The sequence below is a fragment of the Arsukibacterium sp. genome, assembly GCF_036735525.1.
In the GTDB taxonomy this organism is placed as follows: domain Bacteria; phylum Pseudomonadota; class Gammaproteobacteria; order Enterobacterales; family Alteromonadaceae; genus Alishewanella.
Map to the genome: position 1 here is coordinate 21,809 of NZ_DAINOE010000001.1, position 20,396 is coordinate 42,204.

General features: G+C 47.7%; 20 protein-coding genes. 7 read left to right on the forward strand and 13 right to left on the reverse strand.

The window, feature by feature from the left end; all coding sequences use genetic code 11:
• The first annotated feature begins 10 nt into the window (after nt 1-10).
• Nucleotides 11-1,759, forward strand: coding sequence for a sensor histidine kinase (locus tag V7D78_RS00125; protein ID WP_333606385.1), 1,749 nt, complete (start codon nt 11-13; stop codon nt 1,757-1,759).
• A gap of 44 nt (nt 1,760-1,803) precedes the next feature.
• Nucleotides 1,804-2,712, forward strand: a complete 909-nt coding sequence (locus tag V7D78_RS00130; RefSeq protein ID WP_333606386.1) for a recombination-associated protein RdgC — start codon at nt 1,804-1,806, stop codon at nt 2,710-2,712.
• Between the two features lie 2 nt (nt 2,713-2,714).
• Here V7D78_RS00130 and V7D78_RS00135 read toward each other — a convergent pair whose 3' ends face one another.
• The 13 genes from V7D78_RS00135 to V7D78_RS00195 all read right to left on the reverse strand — a co-directional run bounded on the left by V7D78_RS00135 (nt 2,715) and on the right by V7D78_RS00195 (nt 16,208).
• Nucleotides 2,715-3,551, reverse strand: coding sequence for an HDOD domain-containing protein (locus V7D78_RS00135; protein WP_333606387.1), 837 nt, complete (start codon nt 3,549-3,551; stop codon nt 2,715-2,717).
• Nucleotides 3,548-6,211, reverse strand: a complete 2,664-nt coding sequence (locus tag V7D78_RS00140; protein WP_333606388.1) for an ATP-binding protein — start codon at nt 6,209-6,211, stop codon at nt 3,548-3,550. Before V7D78_RS00140 ends, V7D78_RS00135 begins: the two co-directional genes overlap by 4 nt.
• Before the next feature lie 115 nt (nt 6,212-6,326).
• Nucleotides 6,327-6,539 (reverse strand): (Na+)-NQR maturation NqrM, encoded by a 213-nt coding sequence (nqrM, locus tag V7D78_RS00145; protein ID WP_333606389.1) that lies wholly within the window; start codon nt 6,537-6,539, stop codon nt 6,327-6,329.
• A gap of 7 nt (nt 6,540-6,546) precedes the next feature.
• The gene (locus V7D78_RS00150) at nt 6,547-7,566 is read right to left on the reverse strand and encodes an FAD:protein FMN transferase (RefSeq protein ID WP_333606390.1); all 1,020 of its coding nucleotides are present in this window, start codon (nt 7,564-7,566) and stop codon (nt 6,547-6,549) included.
• 70 nt (nt 7,567-7,636) lie between these two features.
• Nucleotides 7,637-8,863, reverse strand: coding sequence for an NADH:ubiquinone reductase (Na(+)-transporting) subunit F (gene nqrF, locus V7D78_RS00155; RefSeq protein ID WP_333606391.1), 1,227 nt, complete (start codon nt 8,861-8,863; stop codon nt 7,637-7,639).
• A gap of 19 nt (nt 8,864-8,882) precedes the next feature.
• On the reverse strand, nt 8,883-9,491 hold the full coding sequence (nqrE, locus tag V7D78_RS00160) for an NADH:ubiquinone reductase (Na(+)-transporting) subunit E (protein WP_333606392.1): 609 nt from the start codon (nt 9,489-9,491) through the stop codon (nt 8,883-8,885).
• 10 nt (nt 9,492-9,501) lie between these two features.
• The gene (locus V7D78_RS00165) at nt 9,502-10,131 is read right to left on the reverse strand and encodes an NADH:ubiquinone reductase (Na(+)-transporting) subunit D (protein ID WP_333606393.1); all 630 of its coding nucleotides are present in this window, start codon (nt 10,129-10,131) and stop codon (nt 9,502-9,504) included.
• Nucleotides 10,124-10,915 carry a Na(+)-translocating NADH-quinone reductase subunit C gene (locus tag V7D78_RS00170; protein WP_333606394.1) on the reverse strand — a complete coding sequence of 264 codons (792 nt, stop codon included), beginning with the start codon at nt 10,913-10,915 and terminating at the stop codon, nt 10,124-10,126. The genes V7D78_RS00165 and V7D78_RS00170 overlap by 8 nt, the downstream gene beginning before the upstream one ends.
• Nucleotides 10,908-12,119, reverse strand: coding sequence for an NADH:ubiquinone reductase (Na(+)-transporting) subunit B (locus V7D78_RS00175; protein ID WP_333606395.1), 1,212 nt, complete (start codon nt 12,117-12,119; stop codon nt 10,908-10,910). The genes V7D78_RS00170 and V7D78_RS00175 overlap by 8 nt, the downstream gene beginning before the upstream one ends.
• A 2-nt stretch (nt 12,120-12,121) precedes the next feature.
• Nucleotides 12,122-13,456 (reverse strand): Na(+)-translocating NADH-quinone reductase subunit A, encoded by a 1,335-nt coding sequence (locus V7D78_RS00180; RefSeq protein ID WP_333606396.1) that lies wholly within the window; start codon nt 13,454-13,456, stop codon nt 12,122-12,124.
• 342 nt (nt 13,457-13,798) lie between these two features.
• Nucleotides 13,799-14,992: an enoyl-ACP reductase FabV gene (gene fabV, locus V7D78_RS00185; protein WP_333606397.1), complete on the reverse strand. Its 1,194-nt coding sequence runs from the start codon at nt 14,990-14,992 to the stop codon at nt 13,799-13,801.
• Between the two features lie 129 nt (nt 14,993-15,121).
• Nucleotides 15,122-15,454, reverse strand: a complete 333-nt coding sequence (locus V7D78_RS00190) for a BolA family protein (protein WP_333606398.1) — start codon at nt 15,452-15,454, stop codon at nt 15,122-15,124.
• 130 nt (nt 15,455-15,584) lie between these two features.
• A complete protein-coding gene (locus V7D78_RS00195; RefSeq protein WP_333606399.1) occupies nt 15,585-16,208 on the reverse strand; it encodes an alpha-ketoglutarate-dependent dioxygenase AlkB family protein in 624 nt (207 codons plus the stop codon).
• A 32-nt stretch (nt 16,209-16,240) separates the two neighbouring features.
• Here V7D78_RS00195 and V7D78_RS00200 point away from each other — a divergent pair, with 32 nt between their 5' ends.
• The 5 genes from V7D78_RS00200 (at nt 16,241) to V7D78_RS00220 (ending at nt 20,394) form a co-directional block, all read left to right on the forward strand.
• Nucleotides 16,241-17,410, forward strand: coding sequence for a methyltransferase (locus V7D78_RS00200; protein ID WP_333606400.1), 1,170 nt, complete (start codon nt 16,241-16,243; stop codon nt 17,408-17,410).
• 2 nt (nt 17,411-17,412) lie between these two features.
• Nucleotides 17,413-17,967, forward strand: a complete 555-nt coding sequence (locus V7D78_RS00205) for a YajG family lipoprotein (protein ID WP_333606401.1) — start codon at nt 17,413-17,415, stop codon at nt 17,965-17,967.
• Nucleotides 17,967-18,545 (forward strand): peptidylprolyl isomerase, encoded by a 579-nt coding sequence (locus V7D78_RS00210; RefSeq protein WP_333606402.1) that lies wholly within the window; start codon nt 17,967-17,969, stop codon nt 18,543-18,545. The genes V7D78_RS00205 and V7D78_RS00210 overlap by 1 nt, the downstream gene beginning before the upstream one ends.
• A 54-nt stretch (nt 18,546-18,599) precedes the next feature.
• Nucleotides 18,600-18,920: a hypothetical protein gene (locus V7D78_RS00215; RefSeq protein WP_333606403.1), complete on the forward strand. Its 321-nt coding sequence runs from the start codon at nt 18,600-18,602 to the stop codon at nt 18,918-18,920.
• Nucleotides 18,921-19,023: 103 nt separating this feature from the next.
• Nucleotides 19,024-20,394 carry an AmpG family muropeptide MFS transporter gene (locus V7D78_RS00220; protein ID WP_333606404.1) on the forward strand — a complete coding sequence of 457 codons (1,371 nt, stop codon included), beginning with the start codon at nt 19,024-19,026 and terminating at the stop codon, nt 20,392-20,394.
• Nucleotides 20,395-20,396 lie beyond the last annotated feature (2 nt).

Consider the following 20,396-nt stretch of genomic DNA (forward strand, 5'->3'; position numbering starts at 1 on the left):
AGGCACTGGCATGCAGCAAAAGAGTTTGTCCCGTAAGCTGTTAACAAAAGTATTGTCGGTCTATTTTATTCTGACCTTTATGGTGACGCTTGGTCAGATCGTAGCGGAATATTACAATACCAAAAATTATATAAATAGCGAACTGGAAACCCTGCAGCAAACCTTTTCCGGAAGTTTAACCCGCGCTATCTGGGAGTTGAACACCCCTCAGGCACTGGTAATTGCTGATGGATTACTGGCTATCCCAGCGATAGAAGGCATTATTGTGCGTGATGATAGCGGTACCGTTATTACGCAATTGGGCCGCTATATTGACATCCAGGAACGCTTCAGTACCCAGCTGGTACGTGAAGGCTTGCGCCTTACCGAACAGAAATCAGGCATCTTTGGCTATACTTTTCCGCTTATTTTCGAGTTTTCTGGCCGCGCGACCCAAGTTGGTGATGTGACGCTGTTTTCCAGCCGCGCCATCGTTATTGATCGCATAAAAGTAGGCATTTACTTTCTCATCGGCAATGCCATGCTGAAAACCACTTTTTTAATTATTTTATTTTTAATCGCCTTTCGTCAGCAACTGACTATACCGCTTGCGCAGCTAAGCCAGCAAATTGAAGATTTAGAACTGGATCAGCTGGACGGTGCCAAGGTGGATATGCCGCCCGGCCAGGCCACTGAACTGAGTTTGATGGCCGAAGCCTTTAACCGCTTGATCAACCGGGTGCAAGATTACCGGGCGCAGCTGCAAAATACCCAAAAACAATTAATGGTATCCAATGAAAAGTTGGATCAGCAGAATTTGCTGCTGGAGCAAGAAGTCTCGCGCAAAACCTCTGGTTTAAGTCAGGCGATGATGGACTTGCAACAACAAAAACAAGAGTTAGAGGTTAAACAGCAATCGCTGCGTGAAGAAATAGAGCGCCGCAGACACACTGAAGCGGCCTTGCGCGGTAAGCAAGCAGAGCTGGAAAGGCTGGTCGAAGACTTAAAGCAAGCACAAGACCGGCTGGTGCAGTCTGAAAAGATGGCGGCGTTGGGAGGTCTGGTAGCGGGGATCACCCATGAAGTAAATACCCCTGTAGGTATTGGTGTAACGGCTACCAGCTTTTTAACTGAAAAACTGCAGGCCCTGTCTCAGGCATACCAGGATAAAACCCTGACGCCAAAAGCACTGGAGCATTTTATTGATGAAGCCAGCCAGGGTGCTGAGTTGCTGCAATCCAATCTGGAGCGCGCGTCAGAGTTGATAGCCAGCTTTAAACAAATTGCTGTTGATCAAGCCAGTGAAGCAATACGTACCATCAATTTAGCCGAATATCTTCAGGAAATTATTCGCTCGCTGCAACCTAACTTCAAAAAAACCAAACACCAGATTGAGGTTAATTGTCCGGATAATATCATTCTGAGTTGCCCGGCCGGGGCTATTTCGCAAATCTTCACTAACTTACTGATGAATTCGCTTATTCATGGTTTCGAAGACACTGATGAAGGTTCTATCCGCATTACCGTGCTGGAAGAGGATGACAATGTCGATATAAAATACAGCGATGATGGTAAAGGACTATTACCAGAGCAATTGGAACAACTGTTCCATCCGTTTTTTACCACTAAACGCGATCAGGGTGGCAGTGGTCTGGGTACCCATATTACTTATAATCTGGTACGACAAACTTTAGGTGGCAGCATAGCGGTTACCAGTGAGCCGGGCAAAGGCCTGCATTACCATATGCACTTCCCAAAAAAGCTCAAACTTAAGTCTTAAACCACGTTATACTCGCCGGCTTGAGTGATAAGGAACAAGCTATTATGTGGTTTAAAAATGTACGGGTTTATCAGCTGGCTAGCCCGCTGACACTGGATCAGGCAAGCTTAGAGCAAGCGTTTGCAGAATATAAATTTGTGCCCTGTAGCGGCCAGGAAGCCGTTCGCAGCGGCTTTAGTTTTCCATTGCATCAAAGCATTACTCAGTATTGTCACCTGCAGGCCAATCGCTGGTTTTTTGCTGTAAAGCGCCAGGAAAAAGTCTTGCCTGCGGCGGTGATCAACGAAGAGTTACAACCTAAAATTGATTCGATGGCGCAAGAGCAGGGGCGTCCGCTCAGTCGTAAAGAAAAACAGGCGTTAAAAGAAGAACTGATACAGACTTTATTGCCACGCGCCTTTAGCCGCTCGTCGTTAACGCAAGGCTACTATGACAGTGAGCACAACTGGCTGGTGATCAATACCGGCGGTGCCGGCAAAGCAGAAGACATTCTGGCCCTACTCAGAAAAGCACTGGGCTCCTTACCCGCCCTGCCTTGGCTGGATAACCATAAACTCAACAATAGCCTGCAGCTTTGGTTGCAACATCAGGCGTTGCCTCAGGGTTTTGTGCCAGGTTCAGATGTCGAATTAAAGGCACCAGATGAAGAAGGCGCCAAAGTAAAATTCAGCAACCATTTACTCAGTGCCGAAGAAGTACAAACCCACCTGCAGGACAAGTTGGTTACACGCATTGCCTTGCAACAAACAGATGGTTTGAGCTTGACGGTAAGCGATGATAATGGCATTAAGCAGATACGCTATCCAGACCTGTTGACTGAACAACATGAAGAATTAGGCTGGGAAGATTTAGCGCTGCGTCTGGATGCTGATTTACTGCTGATGGCCGATAGCCTGAATAAAGCATTATTGGCCATTCAACAACAAGTTGCTGGCCAGCAGGACAGCATCTGACGTTAATGAAACAGTGCCTGGACATCCTGATAGATTTTCTGGATGTCCTGTTGTTGCATAAAGTCTTCAGCTGCTACCAGACCTTGCTCGACATAATGAGCTATCAAAGCCGATTTATCCTCAGCTTTATAAAAGCCCTGGCTTAATGCCGCCAGGCGGATAAAGTCAGTGTAGCTTACCTCAGCATCGGGCCTGGGCAGGCGCCAGGTTTTAGCCGCTTGCTGAAATTCAGCTTCAAAATTCCATGCTTGTAATACTTTCATGCTAATTAAAGGTGCGGCTTTATCAATCACCTGGGTTAAAAACACCGGGTGACCAAATACCTCCTGATGCCGCTCAGCTTCAGTCAGCACCGCTAAAGCACCAATATTGTGTACCAGCGCAGTAAGCGCCATCACGTCCTTATTTAAACGGCATTTAGGGTGAGACGCTTTATACCATTGCAAACAGGCCACCGAAATAGCCGCTATCTGCACACTGTCCCGCCAGAGCTGATCGAGCTTCTGCTGCACTTGCTTATACTCGGAAACAAACAGCTGCTCCAACGCCATGGCGATAGCTATATTTTTTATCTGACTCAAGCCTATGCGCGTTACTGCCTGTTGCAGCGTATTAAGCATAATGGAGCGCCCCATAAAGGCGCTATTGGCCACTTTTATCATCCGTGCTGCCAGCGCCGGATCCTGACTGATAATCTCCGCCATTTGTGCCAGACTCACGTCAGGATCTTCAGCTTGCTCACGAACTTTTAAAGCAATCGCTGGTAGCGTAGGTAACACTAATCGGTCAGCCTTAATCTTCTCTTGTAAAATAGTTAACAATGCCTGTTGTGCACTCATGCTTTTTCTCCAATGTCATTGGCCGTCAGGCTGCCAGTCATATCCGCCAGGGTGGCGTTGATGATGCGGTAATCTTGCATTTTCAGCTGTCGCTCCAGCTCGCCCGCTAATCGTGTCAACTCCGGATAGCCCATACTACCGGCACTGCCCTTCAAATTATGGGCAGCAAAAGCCAGTGCTTGCCATTCTTCAGCTGCAGCCAGCTGTTGTAACTGCATCAATACATGGGGTAATTGCTGTGTAAATTGTTCTTTTAGTGCAACCATCGCCGGATCATTTGCTAATTGTTGTGCGGCATCTTGTGCAGCTAAGTCGGGCTTTTTAACAACAGGTATAGCGGCGTATTTGATCAGTATCGCCATAAAGTCATGATGAACGACAGGTTTACCCAACAAACCATTACATCCAGCTTGCTTGTAACGTTCTAAATCAGCCGTCATCACATTTGCCGTAACAGCAATAACAGGTACTTCTACCCCGGCATGACGAATAAGTCGGGTGGCTTCTTCCCCCCCCATTACCGGCATTTGCATATCCATAAAAATCAGGTCAAATGGCTCATCTAACACTTTTTGTACGGCTTTATGACCATTTTCCACTAACACAAAATCCACACCTGCCTGTTGCAGCATCAAGCTAAGCAACAGTTGATTATCCGGATTATCTTCCGCAACCAAAACCCGCAGTGCCATTTTATCAGGTAAACTTAGAGGCTTAGCTAGCTGACGCAGACCGCTGCTGTAACTTTCAACCAACTCAGGCTGCTGTGTTAAATTAAATACCAAACTAAAACAGCTGCCGATGCCTTTGACACTGTCGACCTGAATATCCCCGTCCATCTGCTGCATTAATTTCTTAGAAATGCATAACCCCAGACCGGTGCCGCCAAAATGTCGGGTCACCGTCGAGTCAGCTTGCACAAAAGGCTGAAAAATTCTGGATAACTCCTGGCCAGTCATACCGATACCGGTATCTTTTACTTTAATACAAAATTGTTGATGTAATTGGTCATAACTGACCTGAATAATCACCTTACCTTTTTGTGTAAATTTAACGGCATTACTGGTTAAGTTAAGCAGTACCTGCCGAAAACGCAGGCTGTCATTATGCAGTATCTGCGGTAAGGGTAACTGCCAATCCAAACGGCAATCGAGACCTTTTGCTATTGCCTGTGTTTTGGCCAGCTGAAAAACATCATCAATGATGGCTAGCGCATCAAAATCTTCAGTATTTAATTCCAGTTTTTCCGCTTCAATTTTTGACAGGTCCAGAATATCGTTAATTAACCCCAGCAAATGATCGCTACTTTTCAATACCCGCTGCAGGTAGTCATTCAGTACCTGCGGATCCGTTTCCGTTAATGCCTGTTGGCTAAAACCAATAATCGCCGTCAACGGAGTGCGGATCTCATGACTCATGTTGGCTAAAAAAACACTTTTCAGCCGGTTCGCCTGCTCCGCGGCTTCTCGCGCTAATATCAACTCCTGATTCGCTGATGCTAAATCGTCGTTTGCTCTGGCCAAGTCCTGGGTGCGGCGTAATACTTTATCTTCTAACTGTTGTTTATAAGCTCGCTCACGCTCCCGGTATACTCTTAACTGGCGAACCATCACATTAAAAGCAGCAAACATATCACCCAGTTCATCCTGCTTCTTCACTTCAAGTAAAATCGACAAGTCACCACGGCCTACCGCAGTTTTGGCGGCGGTTAGCTGCTTAACCGGTGCAAATACGTGTTTTATTAACAACCAATAGACTAACAGTGGCAATAACACACTTAATAACACCACCAGCGCCAGAATGACACCAGGCCCAATAGTATGACCAGAGTACAATTGTTGGCGGTCAACACCATAGAGCAACTGATAATTGCCCGGTAAACTGCTACCCAGTAATAATTTCGGTTGCCCCAGAAGTAACTCCTGCCGAAACTTATCGGCATCAATACTTTGCTGAATCGATCTGAAATTACTGGGAGCGAAAGCGCTACCAATCAAAGCTTGATTAGCGGCATAGGCTATAGTGGCCGAGCGATTGATGATAAGGCTGACACTGTTATCAGAAAATGGGGCATCAACAATGTGCTGTAGCAAATCTACCGATACCTGCAGCACCAGATAACCCCAGAGCCTGCGCGATTCAGTATGCGAACTTTGATAAATTTTTTGTGCAAAATACAAATGCATTTGCCGAGAATCAGCATCAGCAGCAAGAAAAAAACCACGATCTTCAATGAGCCCTTGTAACGAGGAATAATAATCATTGCGAAATCGATTTGGAATATTGGACTGGGTCAACGGCGGTGGTACCCGCAAGTTGTAGTCGCCATTGAGTTTCAGTAACTTGACAGAACGCAGCGTGGGCTCCTGCTGCTGAAACTGCTCAAATTGTTGTCGCAGCGCCAGCAGACTTTGCTCATCAAAACTCATCAGGTGCTGTTGCAATAGCGGGCTTTCAGCCAGCATACTGAGGCGGTGTTGGTGAAAAAGTAAAAAGTCACTGAGTTGCTGCTGTTGTTGCGCAAGCCGCACCGTCACCTGATGCAAGGCTTGTTGCTGCAAATACTGCTGACTAAACTGATAAGCTAAATAGCCAAACAACCACATTGGTAGCACTAACAGCGGCAACATATAGGCAACCAGTGTCTCGCGTAACCTCATGTTAGTAGCTTCCTGCCTTGTGCGACATCATCAAATGCATACCAGCATACCCAGCTATGGGTCCAGCGACAAGTATTGCTTTTAACCCCGCCAATGTTAAAACGGGGTGCAACCGTTAAATAATCTTATTATCTTGCCAGAATTTTTCTTTCGCCAGCCGTTTCTGCTGCTTTTCACAAGGCTTATCGCAATCACAGGCCTTATCAATACCCAGTTCACCTAAGCCACCACAGCTCCCCGCCAGCGTCTTGCGTTGTAATAAATAGCCCAGGGCCATCGCCACGACTACCAGCAAAAATAGTGCAAAGGTCAGTAAAAATACAGTCATGGTTACCTCAGTGTTCAATGATAAAAGGACTAAAAGCTGAACTTATCCGCTCGACAAAGCCATCAGCCGTTTTTTCTATAATCAATACAGCTATGCCATGCTGCTCAGCAAAAGCCAGCGCTTCATCTGCAGCCATTACATTTAATGTTGTCGCATACGCATCTGCCGTCATCGCGTTTGGGTGCAGTACTGTGCTGGATACTGTCCTGTGCTGAATAGGCTGGGCGGTACGTGGATCAATTAAGTGCGAGAAACGTACGCCATCCTGCTCAAAATAATTGCGATAATCGCCAGAGGTAGCCAAAGAAATATGCTCTAAATTTAAAATACGCTGCACGGCCCGACCTGACGAAATAGGCTTTTCAATGGCCAGCCGCCAATGTCCGTCTGGTTTGGCCGCCCCTATACGCATATCACCACCAATATCCACTAAAAACTGGCTGATACCATGGCTTAGTAAGATATCGGCTAAGCGGTCAACACCATATCCCTTAGCAATGGTCGATAAATCCAGCGCTACCCGAGGGTCCAACTTACTCAGCCCTGCCCCAGTTAACTGCAATTTATCTATACCTACATAGGGAGTAATAGCGTCTATCTGCTCAGCCGTCGGTGCCCGCTCGATACGGCCCGCTGCACCGAACCCCCAGAGTTCAACCAAAGGTCCAACGGTAATATCCAGAATACCGGCAGTTTGCTGACCAATACGTATGGCTTCTGTGACCACTTCGGTCGTTTGCGCACTTAATTGTTGTGGTTCGGTACTGGTTAACGCATTAAACCGCATTAACTCTGAATCAGGCCTGTATGTCGACATTAAGTCGTTGATTAGTTCCAGCTCTTTATCTAACTGCTGCTGCAACTCAGCCAGCACCGGTGGCGTGTCAGTATAAAACTTGACACTGTAATAGGTGCCCATGGTACTGCCCTGCAAATGATGTTGCTGCGCACCTTGTGGAGCCTCGTTGCAGCCACTTAGCAGCAACAATAACGCCATAGCCAGAACTGCGATGTAACTTTGTCTCATGTTGCTTCCTGATAACATAAAGGGGTAACGCTAACGTTACCCCTTTGCTTGATGGCATCCTGCGCTGAAATTAACCGCCGAAGTCGTCTAACAAAATGTTATCGTCTTCAACACCCAAATCTTTGAGCATGTTAATCACGGCTTTGTTCATCATCGGCGGTCCACACATGTAGAACTCGCAGTCTTCCGGTGCCTTGTGGTTCTTCAGATAGTTTTCATAGATGACGTTGTGGATAAAGCCAGTATAGCCCGTCCAGTTATCTTCCGGTTGCGGATCAGATAAGGCGGTATGCCAGACAAAGTTGTCATTTTCTGCTGCCAGCATATCGAAATCTTCCACATAGAACATTTCGCGCTTAGAGCGGGCACCATACCAGAAACTGATCTTACGCTTAGATTTCAAGCGGCGTAACTGGTCGAAAATGTGTGAGCGCATTGGGGCCATACCAGCACCACCACCGATAAACACCATTTCTGCTTCAGTTTCTTTGGCGAAGAACTCACCAAATGGACCTGAAATCGTTACTTTATCACCTTCTTTCAGGCCCCAGATAAAGGAGGACATCTTACCGCAAGGCAGGCTCAGATTATTTGGTGGCGGCGTAGCAATACGCACGTTCAGCATAATAATGCCTTCTTCTTCGGGGTAGTTAGCCATTGAGTAAGCGCGGATGGTTTCCTCGTCTACTTTTGACTCCAGGCTGAAAAAGTTAAAGCGTTCCCAATCACCACGATACTGCTCAGGGATTTCAAAATCCTTGTACTTAACATGGTGCGCAGGGGCCTCAATCTGAATATAACCACCAGCACGGAAGGGAACAGACTCGCCATCCGGGATTTGCAGTTTTAATTCTTTAATAAAGGTGGCTTTGTTATCGTTAGAGATAACCGTACAATCCCATTTTTTGATGCCGAAAATTTCTTCTTCTACTTCAATGTCCATATCAGATTTAACCGCAACCTGACAGGATAAACGGCAACCACCACGAGCTTCGCCCTTGGTAATATGGCCAAGTTCAGTAGGCAGAATTTCACCGCCTCCAGCATGGATGTGCACTTTACACTGGCCACATGAACCACCGCCACCACAAGCTGAAGATAAGAAAATGCCGTTATCAGCCAGGGCACCTAATAACTTGCCACCGGCTTTGGTTTTAATCGCTTTTTTGGGATCGCCATTGATACTGATGGTAATGTCACCACTGGCAACCAGCTTAGATTTTGCTGCCAGGATGATAAACACCAGCGCCAATACCACTACGGTGAACATCCCAACGCCAAGATAAATCTCTTGCATTGTGCTTTCCTTTTACTGCTTACAGTGAAACGCCCGAGAAAGACATAAAGCCTAACCCCATTAAACCTACCACCAAGAAGGTAGTCCCTAAACCACGTAACCCATGAGGAATATCGGCATATTTCAGCTTTTCGCGGATACCAGCCAATAAAGTGATTGCCAGCGCCCAGCCCACACCACTACCCAGGCCAAACACTACGCTCTCACCAAAGTTATAATCACGCTCTACCATAAAGGCTACCGCTCCAAAGATGGCACAGTTAACAGTGATTAACGGCAGGAAGATACCCAGGGCGTTATAAAGTGCAGGGAAGTACTTATCCAGAGTCATCTCCAGAATTTGTACTAAGGCTGCAATTACACCAATGTAGGTTAAAAAGCCCAGGAAGCTAAGATCCGCTTCTGGAAATCCAGCCCAGGTTAAAGCGCCAGGGGCCAGCAGATTGGCATACACCAGGTTATTTACCGGTACCGAAATACCCAGTACGACGATAACTGCCACACCTAAACCAAAAGCGGTTTTGACTTTTTGCGATACCGCTAAGAAAGTACACATACCAAGAAAGAAAGCTAATGCCAGATTCTCGATAAATACCGCACGCACAAACAAACTTAAATAATGTTCCATCTGAGTCCCCTTATGCCTTTTCCACTTGTTCCGGGCGGAAAGTACGCAATACCCAGATAAACAAACCGATAATAATAAAGGCGCTTGGTGCAATCAGCAGGAAGCCCATTGGCTGGTACCAGCCGCCTTCACTCAGTAATGGCATAATTTGCATACCAAATAATGAGCCAGAACCACCCAGTTCGCGAATAAATGCCACCACTAACAACACAACGCTATAGCCCAGACCGTTACCAATGCCGTCCAGGAAACTCATACCTGGCGAGCTTTTCATCGCATAAGCCTCAGCGCGACCCATGACAATACAGTTTGTAATAATTAAGCCAACGAAAACCGACAGCTCTTTTGCCAGGTTAAAGGCATAGGCTTTCAGGAATTGGTCTACGACTATTACCAAAGAAGCAATAATGGTCATTTGCACGATGATCCGCACACTTGATGGAATATGATTACGGATTATAGAGATAAACAAGTTAGAGAAAGCCACCACAAAAGTCAGTGCAAAACACATAACCAGGGCGGTATCCATCTTAGTGGTTACGGCCAGCGCCGAACAAATCCCTAATACCTGCAAGGCTATCGGGTTATTCGCAAACACCGGCCCAAACAGTACGGTTTTAATTTCTTTTGCATTAGCCATTGTTTAAGGCTCCTTGACGCACCTTGGTTAAAAAAGGACCGAAGCCATTCTCACCAATCCAGAAGTTAAAGGTATTTTGCACACCGTTTGCAGTCAGCGTAGCGCCAGACAAACCATCTACCTGGTGCGGCGATGCCGGATCGGCATTACCTGGCTTAAGAATGGTCAAAGCAAGTTCACCTGCTTCGTTCGTCAGCTTTTTGCCTTCAAACTGTGCTTTCCAGCGCGGGTTCTGAATCTCCGCACCTAAGCCCGGAGTTTCACCCTGCTCATAGTAATTCAGAGCCAGTACGGTGTTACCGTCAGTTCCCAGCGCTAAAAACGCATGCATGGTAGACCACAAGCCATAACCGTGTACTGGCAGCACAATGGCGGTCAGATTACGGTCATCGTCATAGGCCAGATAAACCGGCGCTAATTGAGTAATGCGACGGATAGACGCTTTGTCTTGATCCGACGCTAATGCTGAACTTTCGTCAGGGTCTTTCATCGCTTTGCGATAATCAAAGCTGGCAGGATCACGCTCGACAAATTCACCCGTGCTTAAATCCACTAAGCGGGTTTCAATATGCTTACTAAACAGCTCGCCAACTTCTGCCGAAGATGCTTTGCCTTTTACCAAACCAACACTGCGTAAGATATTGATCTGTGAATCCAGCAACATATTGGCTTGCTGCAACGGCCGCAGCTGCACAGCTGCAGTGGATACCACTACAGCACAGACTAAACATAAAGAAATTACTACGATCAGCGTTTTGCTGATGCTGTCATTATTACTAGACATTACGTACCAGCCTCCGCTTGATATTGGCTTGTGCCACGAAGAAATCAAATAAAGGTGCAAACAGGTTAGCAAACAGAATAGCTAACATCATGCCTTCCGGGTAAGCCGGGTTCACCACCCGAATCATCACCACCATAAAGCCGATTAATAAGCCATAAGCCCATTTGCCCTGATTGGTAAAGGACGCCGACACTGGATCCGTTGCCATAAAGAACATACCGATAGCAAAGCCACCTAATACTAAGTGCCAGTGCCAGGGCATCGCAAACAGTGGGTTAGTGGTAGAACCAATGGTATTAAATAACAGGGCTGTCAGTACCATACCCATCATTACACCACCGACAATACGCCAGGAAGCAATGCGGAAGTACATTAATGCCAGACCACCGATTAATAGCGCCAATACTGAGGTTTCTCCAACGGAGCCAGGGATAAAACCAAGGAAGGCATCCCACCATTGTTGTGAACTGGCTGCCCAGCTGTAGTCTACTTCACCCATTTGCGCTTTGCTTAACCAGGTTGCGCCTGTGTAACCGTCAGCCACTGTCCATACTGCATCACCGGAAATTTGTGCCGGATAGGCAAAAAACAGGAAAGCACGACCGGCTAGTGCTGGGTTTAAGAAGTTACGGCCAGTACCACCGAACACTTCTTTCGCCACGACCACACCAAAGGTGATACCAAGAGCGACTTGCCACAGCGGAATCGTCGCCGGTAAAATTAATGCAAACAGGATGGAGCTGACGAAGAAGCCTTCATTGACTTCGTGCTTGCGCACTGAGGCAAACAGGACTTCCCAAAATCCACCAACCACAAAAGTTACAGCGTAGATAGGCAGGAACCAGACGGCACCATAAAACATCTTGGCACCCCAACCGGAGGCCTCAGTTAGATTTCCACCGAACAACTGGAACAGAGCAACCTGCCAGCTGTCTGGCATGCCATAACCGGCAACCAATGCTTCAACTGCCTGTTGACCGATATTGTACATACCAAAGAACAAGGCCGGGAATAATGCCAACCACACAAAAATCATAATACGCTTTAAGTCGATGCTGTCACGGACGTGAGTACCGTTCTTAGTCACCAGACCTGGCGTGTATAGTACCGTCGCCACGGCTTCGTATAAGGCGTACCACTTTTCGTACTTTCCGCCTTTTTCAAATTGCGGCTCAATGCGCTCTAAGAAATGCTTTAAACTCATGATTAGCCTTCCTTCTGGATGGTCGTCAAGCAGTTGCGCAGAATAGTACCGTAATCATATTTGCCCGGACACACAAAGGTGCACAGTGCTAAATCTTCTTCGTCCAATTCCAGACAACCCAGGGTTTGTGCACTGTCGGTATCGCCAGATACCAGATCACGCAACAACAAAGTAGGTAAAATATCCAGCGGCATCACCCGCTCGTAGTTACCAATTGGCACCATGGCACGTGAAGAACCATTAGTGGTTGTTGTCATGTTAAACAGTTTTGTCGGGTTCAGATGTGACAGATAGGCACGGGTCACGGAAAACTTGTTAGCACCAGGTGCTATCCAGCCCAGAAACTCTTTGTCATAGCCTTCGGCCAGCACAGAGATCTGAGTGTGGTAACGACCAACGTAGCCATGCACGCCATTAGCAGCATTACCTGCCAACACTGAACCTGAAATAATACGGTTCTTACCTTCGGCAAGTTCATTGGCAGTTAACTCGGCAGTAGAAGCACCCAGCACGGTTTTCACCAAACGTGGATTTTTCACTACAGGACCGGTAAGCGCGATAACGCGCTCTGAACTCAATTCACCGGTGGTAAAGAGTTTACCAATGGCGATCACATCCTGATAACCAATATGCCAGACGATTTTTTTGCTGCTTACCGGGTCAAGAAAGTGGATATGGGTTCCCACTAAGCCTGCCGGATGCGGGCCAGCAAACTCAGCAACTTGCGCCTGACTGATAGAAGGTACCTGAGCACCGGCTTTCTTGGTGAGGTACAGTTTGTCGGTTAGCCGTGACAGCACGGTTAAACCCTGCTCAAAGGCTTGCGCGTCAGCGTTGATAATCACTGCAGGATCAGCGGCCAATGGATTGGTATCCATAGCGTTAACAAAGATCGCACGGGGTGTACTGTCAACCGCCGGCACCTGCGAGAATGGCCGGGTGCGAAGTGCAATCCACAAACCTGACTCAATCAGGTTTTGCTTAACCTGTTCGGCAGACAACCCTGCCAGCTGCTCAGCGCTGTAACGCTGGAATTGCTCAGCCGCATCGCCTTCAACATCAATAACGACCGATTGCAAAACCCGCTTAGCACCACGGTTAATCTCTTTAACGGTTCCTGCTAACGGTGCGGTGAATTTAACGCCAGGGTTTTTCTTGTCTTCGAAAAGCACCTGACCTTTTTTCACGCTGTCGCCCACTTCAACCGCCATGGTCGGACGCATACCAACAAACTCTTCGCCTAATACAGCGACAGTGTTGATAGCATTGCCCGTCGTGATCTCTTGTTTAGGACTGCCTGCAAGGGGAATGTCCAAGCCTTTTTTGAGTTTTATCATACGTACTTGCACTACTATTTTGGGAAGAAACAGGGCCTAGTTTTTCAGCTGCTCAGTTGGCAGCACACCTGATATTCTGCTTGCTGGCAACAGCCCGCTCACATTTTAACCAGGTACACGTATTAAAGTCGCGAATTCTAGCATTAATGCGACTATCTATCCATGCCAATACTAAAAATTATCTGTTAATTGCATCTGTTTGTGGAGCTGGTTTTGCGCTGCTACATAAGCTATTGCCGTTATGCTCAAACAAGCTGTCATCGTCAATCTTAGCTGACATCAGCCCCTTTTCCAGTAAACAAAAACCGCCTGTTGGCGGTTGTTGTTAGCTTGTCAATACGACTAATTACGCAGATGCGTTAACGGTACGGCTGGAGACAAGTCCTCATCATAATCGACATGGCTGTAACCAAAACCAAATAAGCGTAAAAACTCGTTATGGTACCCCTCATAATCCGTCAGGCTGTCAATGGTCTCCGTAGTAACCTGACCCCATAACTCTTTTACTGCGTGTTGTACTTCATCGCTTAATTCTTTGCCATCCATACGCAGGCGGCCGGCGTCATCCAGTATTGGGCTGTTGCTATATAAACCCTGACGGAATAAGCCATTAATCTGCTCGATACAGCCTTCATGGCTGCCGTCCTTTTTCATTACCCGGTACAACAATGAAATATACAACGGCATAATCGGAATGGCTGAGCTGGCCTGCGTCACCAGCGCTTTTAATGAAGCCACATAGGCTTTACCCTGAATACCAGCGAGCTTAGCGCTAATGGCCGCTGCGGCGCGGTCTAAATCCTCTTTGGCTTTGCCAATGGTAGCTTTGCCATAAATGGGCCAGGTCAGCTCTTTACCAATGTAGGTATAAGCCACGGTTTGGCACTCTGGTGCCAGCACACCGGCGGCATCCAGTTGATCTAACCAGCGCTCCCAGTCTTCTCCGCCCATCACCTTAACGGTATTGAAAATTTCTTCATCATTGGCCGGGTCTACGGATACCTGCTCAATTTCACGCTTGGTGGTATTCAGCGTTTTCGCAGTATAGGACTGGCCAATCGGCTTTAATACTGAGCTGTAGACTTCGCCGCTGACCGGATCTTTGCGCCTTGGGGCCGCCAGGCTGTAGACCACTAAATCAATTTTGCCCATGTCACGGCGGATGATATCAATGGCCTGTGCTTTTAATTCATCGGTAAAGGCATCGCCATTTAAATGCTGGTTCCATAAGCCTTCGGCATCTGCCGCCTGCTCAAAGGCAGCGGTGTTGTACCAGCCGGCTGAGCCGGTTTTGCTGTCAGTCGGCTCTTTTTCAAAAAAAATACCCAGAGTTTTAGCTCCTGAGCCAAAGGCAGCAGTAATTCGCGATGCCAGGCCATAACCGGTAGAGGCACCAATCACCAATACATTTTTAGGGTCATTAGCCACCGGGCCTAACTGTTTAACATAGGCAATTTGTTCTTTAACGTGCTCGGCACAACCCACCGGATGGGCATTGGTACAGATAAAACCACGAATTTTGGGTTGAATAACCATAGAAGATCCTGCTTTATTTCGGAAAATTGACGCTAGTGTAAAACTTTACTGCAGAAAACAGGTCTGATCAGCTAGTTTTTTATGGAACAACATTTTAAGCCTTAACCCGCAGCAGGCGAAAAAAAAGTGTCATACCGACACTTTTTCTGCTTTTGCACCACCAAAACATTTTGGCGAAGGGGGCGGCGTCTCAGCATAATACTGATACCACTCAGATGGGGTGTAAGTATGTAGCGCTAATGCATGTATTTTTTCAGCTAACTCTTCTGCCACTACCGCATTAACTGCCCGGTGTCGTTGTAACAGGCGCATTCCATCAAACTGCGGAGTCACTATTACTACTTTGAAATGTGATTCCGAGCCAGCCGGCACATTATGGTTGGCACTTTCGTTTATCACTTCAAGGAATACTGGCTCAAAAGCGTGCAGTAATTTTTGTTCTATCGACGTATGTATCAACATGGTCTTCATTCCTTTAATCGCCCATTCAACTCAATACTAGCTAATCGCTATACGCTTGTCGCTGCTTATCGACGCGATATACCCGGCTCTGAGGTTAAACTGCTGGGGCCACTCGATAAAATAATTTTATCTAAAAAGGTGGTTTTATATAGCGAAATGTCAGGTTGATTCGCTCAGCAGTACAGCGAGCCTGCTTGGGCAACCGATGTAACCAGTAACGCTGACAGCCGCCAGCCATCAGTAATAAACTGCCATGCTCCAGCGTTAATTGCAGTTGGCAATCCAGTTGCCGGTGCTTTAAATCAAAACGCCGTGGCTGCCCCAGGCTAAGAGATGCAATCAGCGGCTGTGGGCCAAGTTCAGCTTCATTATCGGCATGCCAGCCCATATGTTGCTGGCCATCAATATAGCGATTCAGTAATACCGCATTAAATGGCTGACCTAAAAACTGGCTTAATTGTTGCGCCAACTGCTGCACCTGAGCATGCCAGCGCTGCGGTTGAAACAGCGTGCCTGAATAACGATACGAGCAATGTGGCTCCCCCATCCATACCTGAGTGCGCGGGATGGCCACCTTCTTGCCGAACATCAAAATATTTTCTTGCTGCCAGTCTAACTCTGTTGTCAGTTGCTGTTGCAACTGACTGGCTGCCGTGGCCTTTAAAAAGCCCGGCCACAGGCTCAGCTCTGCCCCTGGCAGCTGAAACTGCAGCGGTGTTGGATTAAAGTTGTCGCTGTGCGCCGGGCGTGTCAAAATGCCGTTCTCTCTTTATAAAAGTTGTTAATATGACTAGCCACTTTCATAGTGCCAGCGGTGAGCTTAGCTTAGCGCGCTGGCCGCTCGAGCAACCAAATCGAAGTTTACAAGCCTGGGATGCGGCAGATGAATTATTGCTGCAGCAGGCTGTTGTCACTATTGCTGAGCTCGAACTCGCATTACAGCGGCCAGTTAAGCTGCTTATTCTTAATGACAGCTTTGGTGCGCTTTCTTGTGCGCTCAGTGCCTGGCCACAAGTCTGGGTCACCGACTCTTACCTGTCTGAGCTGGGCTGCCGCTATAATCGTCAGCATAATGCCAGCTCAAGCGCCTCCAGCGCCACCTTTAGCAGCCAATCCAGCTTAGCACCGCTGCCTGCAGATGCCGATCTGGTGCTGTTAAAATTACCCGGCAATCATAGCCTGTTGCACTATCAGTTGCAGCAGTTAGCCACGGTAGTACAGCCTCATATGCAAGTGCTGGCCAGTGCCAAAGCTAAAGATATTCACCGTAATGTACTGGCGCTGTTCCAACAGCATTTAGGGCCGGCCAGTGCTTCGCTTACGGTAAAAAAATGCCGCTTGATCACCTGTACACCCGATTTATCTTTACCGCCTGGCGCCTCGCCATTTCCGCTGCGCTGGCCACTGGATGACAGCCCCTTTACCCTGGTCAATCATGCCAATGCGTTTTCCCGGGAAAAACTCGATATAGGTGCACGGTTTTTTTTGCAGCATTTACCTGAGGTTGCCGCTAACAGCCAGGTTATTGACTTAGGTTGTGGCAACGGCGTACTGGGGCTGATGGTATTAGCCAGAGCACCACAAGCACAGCTGTTGTTTTGCGATGAATCCTACATGGCGATTGCTTCAGCCCAAGCCACTATTAGTGAGAACTTGCCGCAATCGCTGGCGCAGTGTCGGTTTGTGGTAGACGATTGCTTATCTGCCCAGCAAGACAACAGTGCCGATTGGGTCATTTGTAACCCGCCGTTTCATCAGCATACGGCGGTCACAACACATATAGCCAGCCAGATGTTCAGTGAAGCAAAACGGGTATTGCGCAAAGGCGGCAGGCTCAGAATTGTCGCCAACCGACATCTAACCTACCAGCAGCCGCTGACCCGCTTATTTGGCCATTGCCAACAGCTGGCAGCCAATCCAAAATTTGTTATATTAGAAGCCATTAAGAGGAGTTAACTATGCGCTATCTGTTGGTGTTAACGTTTTTACTGGCCGGCTGCAGCAGCCCGGCCCCACGTTTTATTCTGGAACCTCAGGTATTCTGGCCGCAAGAGCAACGGCTGACCCAAACTGAGTTTAGTTTTGCTTTAAATGATCAGCGCCCTTACCGCCATACCCTTACCATCCGGCGTGGCGACAGCAGTCAGCAACAAGCCACCAGTAACGATTTACGCGCCACCCTGGAGCAAAATTTACAGCAAGCTCTTATGGAACAAGGCGCTCGCATTAATGCCAATAGCAGCGTTAAACTGACTATTCAACTAAATCAGCTGCAAGCGACTATTAATCAGCGGCCATTAGATCATGAAGTGATTAATCAGGTGGCCATGACCGTAATGGTGCAACACCCTGATGGCCAGTTTAGCAAACCTTATGGTGGTGACAGCCGCTTTACTGCGCCCTTCAGGGCCGACATTGCGGCGGTAGAACGTGAACTTCGGATTTTAACCGAACAGGTCATTAACCAAATATTGCAGGATAGCAGCTGGCAAACCGAACTGCGGAGGCGCTAATGCGGTTTTCTGTATGGATCTTGCTGGCCTTGTTTGCCAGTTGCACTCAGGCTGGCCAGTTTATGCAACCGGATAACTTGTTTCCCAAAGTACAGCTGGTGACCAGCCATGGCGATATTATCATTGAGCTGGACCGCAGCCGGGCGCCACTCACGGTGAATAACTTTTTGAGTTACGTTAAACGTAATGCCTATAACAATACGGTATTTCACCGGCTGATTCCTGACTTTGTATTGCAGGGTGGTGGCTATACGCCTGATTATAAAGAAATTGATGCACTCCCAACGGTGTTTAATGAATCCGGCAATGGCCTGAAAAACCAACTGGGCTCAATTGCCATGGCCAGGCTTAGTGATCCGCACAGTGCCACCAGTCAGTTTTATATTAACCTGAACGATAACACCAGCCTGGATCCTGGGATGCGCTGGGGTTATGCGGTCTTTGGTCAGGTTCATAGCGGCATGGAGGTGCTGAGCAAAATTGCGGAGATTGAAACCGGCATGTCTGAGCTGGGTTGGCCTGATGTGCCGCTTGAGCATGTGATATTAAAAACGGTGATCTTACTGCCAGCCTCGTAAAAGCGGCTATACTTGTCTTAATTGCGGTACGCTTTGCCGCAGTTAAGGCCAGGTATGATTGAAACCTTTATCGAACAAAAGACACAACAGCTGATATTTTATGTATCACGCTTTCTGCGCGGCCGCCTGGCGCATCAGGAGCTGCATTTGTTTGTCTGGGATACCCTGGAAGAATGGGCGCAGCTTAGCTGGCGTCCTGCCAGTAACCTGAGTTACCGTGAACGGGTGTTCTGGCATCTGCTACACCAACTTGAATACTGGCCTGAACCTTTTTTGCGTGACGACAAATTACTGCGCAGCAATATTCAAGACTGCATATGTTACCTCAAAGGCAAAGGCCGGATCCCACGGAACTGTGTCGGCGTGCGTCCATGAGTCCCCCTTCATTTAGCCTTATTAACCTGCTCATTACCGCAAGCGCTTGACCTCTTGGTGCACAAAGGTAAGCTAGCAATATCTTGAGCAGAGGAATACTCCCTTGTCTTCTTTTTTCGGCTGGCTTAGCGCCTTAAACATTTATTGGCATAAACGTGTTTTAATCATTTTTGTGTTGGGTTTTTCCAGTGGCTTACCGCTAATGCTGGTGTTTGGCGTGCTGTCTTTCTGGCTGCGGGAAGCCGACGTATCGCGCGCTGAAATTGGTTTTTTCAGTTGGGTTGGCATGGCCTACGCCATTAAATGGTTGTGGTCACCGCTGGCCGATCATCTGGCCATTCCTAAGCTCAACCATTGGTTAGGCCGCAGACGCAGCTGGTTGTTTTTATCCCAGCTCTGCTGCATTTTGGCGATACTGGGCATGGCCACTAACGATCCGCAGCAAAATTTAGCCTTAATGGCCATTTTTGCGGTGATGTTAGCCTTTTCTTCTGCCACTCAGGATATCAGTGTAGATGCCTTTCGTATTGAAAGTGCGCCACAGCAATTACAAGCGGCTCTTGCCGCCGCTTATTTAACCGGCTACCGCCTGGCGATGATCCTGGCTTCTGCCGGCACCTTATGGTTTGCTGCTGTCTTTTCTACTGACAGCAGCCAGTATGAACTTCAAGCCTGGCAGCAGGCTTATTTCGTGATGGCGCTGTTTATGCTTCCTGGCATTATTGCCACCCTGTGCAGTGCAGAGCCGGTTAGCGTTATTCAGCAACATACGGCTATTGCCGGCAGCGCGCTGCACCGTTTTCGTCATTGGTTAAAACAGGCGGCCGTTGAGCCCTTTTTAGACTTTTTTAACCGCTACAAATGGCATGCCTTGCTGATCCTGGCTCTGATTGCCTGTTACCGTTTAACCGATATAGTAATGGGCGTAATGGCCAATGCCTTTTATGTTGATATGGGTTATACCAAAGAAGAAGTCGCCGCGGTATCTAAGGTATTTGGCGTGATTATGACCTTACTGGGCGCGGGCTTGGGTGGCGTGTTGATTAATAAATTCGGCATTTTGCCCATCTTGTTTAGCGGCGCCTTATTAAGCGCCCTGACCAATATATTGTTTTCGGCGTTAAGTATTATTGGGCATGATATGTTCTGGTTAACTATGGTGATCTCGGCGGATAATCTCAGTGCCGGCATTGCCACCAGCGCCTTTATTGCCTATTTGTCTTCATTAGTCAATTTAGCCTTTACCGCCACCCAATATGCGATGTTCAGCTCGCTGATGCTGTTACTGCCTAAATTTGTCGGTGGTTTTTCAGGCGGCTGGGTAGATATGATGGGCTACAGCCAGTTTTTCATCTTCACTGCTATCTTAGGCATACCCGCGCTGCTCCTGATCATAGCGGTATCCCGCTCGCCCTTTGCCAATATCGCCACAGTGCAAACCGGGCGCGCCGCAGAAAAGCAAAGTGAAGGCTGAGC

What these genes read in the sequence shown, in the direction of transcription:
- nqrE (WP_333606392.1), bottom strand. Translation starts at nt 9,491, where the DNA reads ATGGAACATTATTTAAGTTTGTTTGTGCGTGCGGTATTTATCGAGAAT.
- V7D78_RS00125 (WP_333606385.1), top strand. Translation starts at nt 11, where the DNA reads ATGCAGCAAAAGAGTTTGTCCCGTAAGCTGTTAACAAAAGTATTGTCG.
- V7D78_RS00170 (WP_333606394.1), bottom strand. Translation starts at nt 10,915, where the DNA reads ATGTCTAGTAATAATGACAGCATCAGCAAAACGCTGATCGTAGTAATT.
- V7D78_RS00190 (WP_333606398.1), bottom strand. Translation starts at nt 15,454, where the DNA reads ATGTTGATACATACGTCGATAGAACAAAAATTACTGCACGCTTTTGAG.
- V7D78_RS00175 (WP_333606395.1), bottom strand. Translation starts at nt 12,119, where the DNA reads ATGAGTTTAAAGCATTTCTTAGAGCGCATTGAGCCGCAATTTGAAAAA.
- V7D78_RS00165 (WP_333606393.1), bottom strand. Translation starts at nt 10,131, where the DNA reads ATGGCTAATGCAAAAGAAATTAAAACCGTACTGTTTGGGCCGGTGTTT.
- V7D78_RS00200 (WP_333606400.1), top strand. Translation starts at nt 16,241, where the DNA reads ATGACTAGCCACTTTCATAGTGCCAGCGGTGAGCTTAGCTTAGCGCGC.
- fabV (WP_333606397.1), bottom strand. Translation starts at nt 14,992, where the DNA reads ATGGTTATTCAACCCAAAATTCGTGGTTTTATCTGTACCAATGCCCAT.
- V7D78_RS00205 (WP_333606401.1), top strand. Translation starts at nt 17,413, where the DNA reads ATGCGCTATCTGTTGGTGTTAACGTTTTTACTGGCCGGCTGCAGCAGC.
- nqrM (WP_333606389.1), bottom strand. Translation starts at nt 6,539, where the DNA reads ATGACTGTATTTTTACTGACCTTTGCACTATTTTTGCTGGTAGTCGTG.
- nqrF (WP_333606391.1), bottom strand. Translation starts at nt 8,863, where the DNA reads ATGCAAGAGATTTATCTTGGCGTTGGGATGTTCACCGTAGTGGTATTG.
- V7D78_RS00140 (WP_333606388.1), bottom strand. Translation starts at nt 6,211, where the DNA reads ATGAGGTTACGCGAGACACTGGTTGCCTATATGTTGCCGCTGTTAGTG.
- V7D78_RS00210 (WP_333606402.1), top strand. Translation starts at nt 17,967, where the DNA reads ATGCGGTTTTCTGTATGGATCTTGCTGGCCTTGTTTGCCAGTTGCACT.
- V7D78_RS00130 (WP_333606386.1), top strand. Translation starts at nt 1,804, where the DNA reads ATGTGGTTTAAAAATGTACGGGTTTATCAGCTGGCTAGCCCGCTGACA.
- V7D78_RS00215 (WP_333606403.1), top strand. Translation starts at nt 18,600, where the DNA reads ATGATTGAAACCTTTATCGAACAAAAGACACAACAGCTGATATTTTAT.
- V7D78_RS00135 (WP_333606387.1), bottom strand. Translation starts at nt 3,551, where the DNA reads ATGAGTGCACAACAGGCATTGTTAACTATTTTACAAGAGAAGATTAAG.
- V7D78_RS00150 (WP_333606390.1), bottom strand. Translation starts at nt 7,566, where the DNA reads ATGAGACAAAGTTACATCGCAGTTCTGGCTATGGCGTTATTGTTGCTG.
- V7D78_RS00180 (WP_333606396.1), bottom strand. Translation starts at nt 13,456, where the DNA reads ATGATAAAACTCAAAAAAGGCTTGGACATTCCCCTTGCAGGCAGTCCT.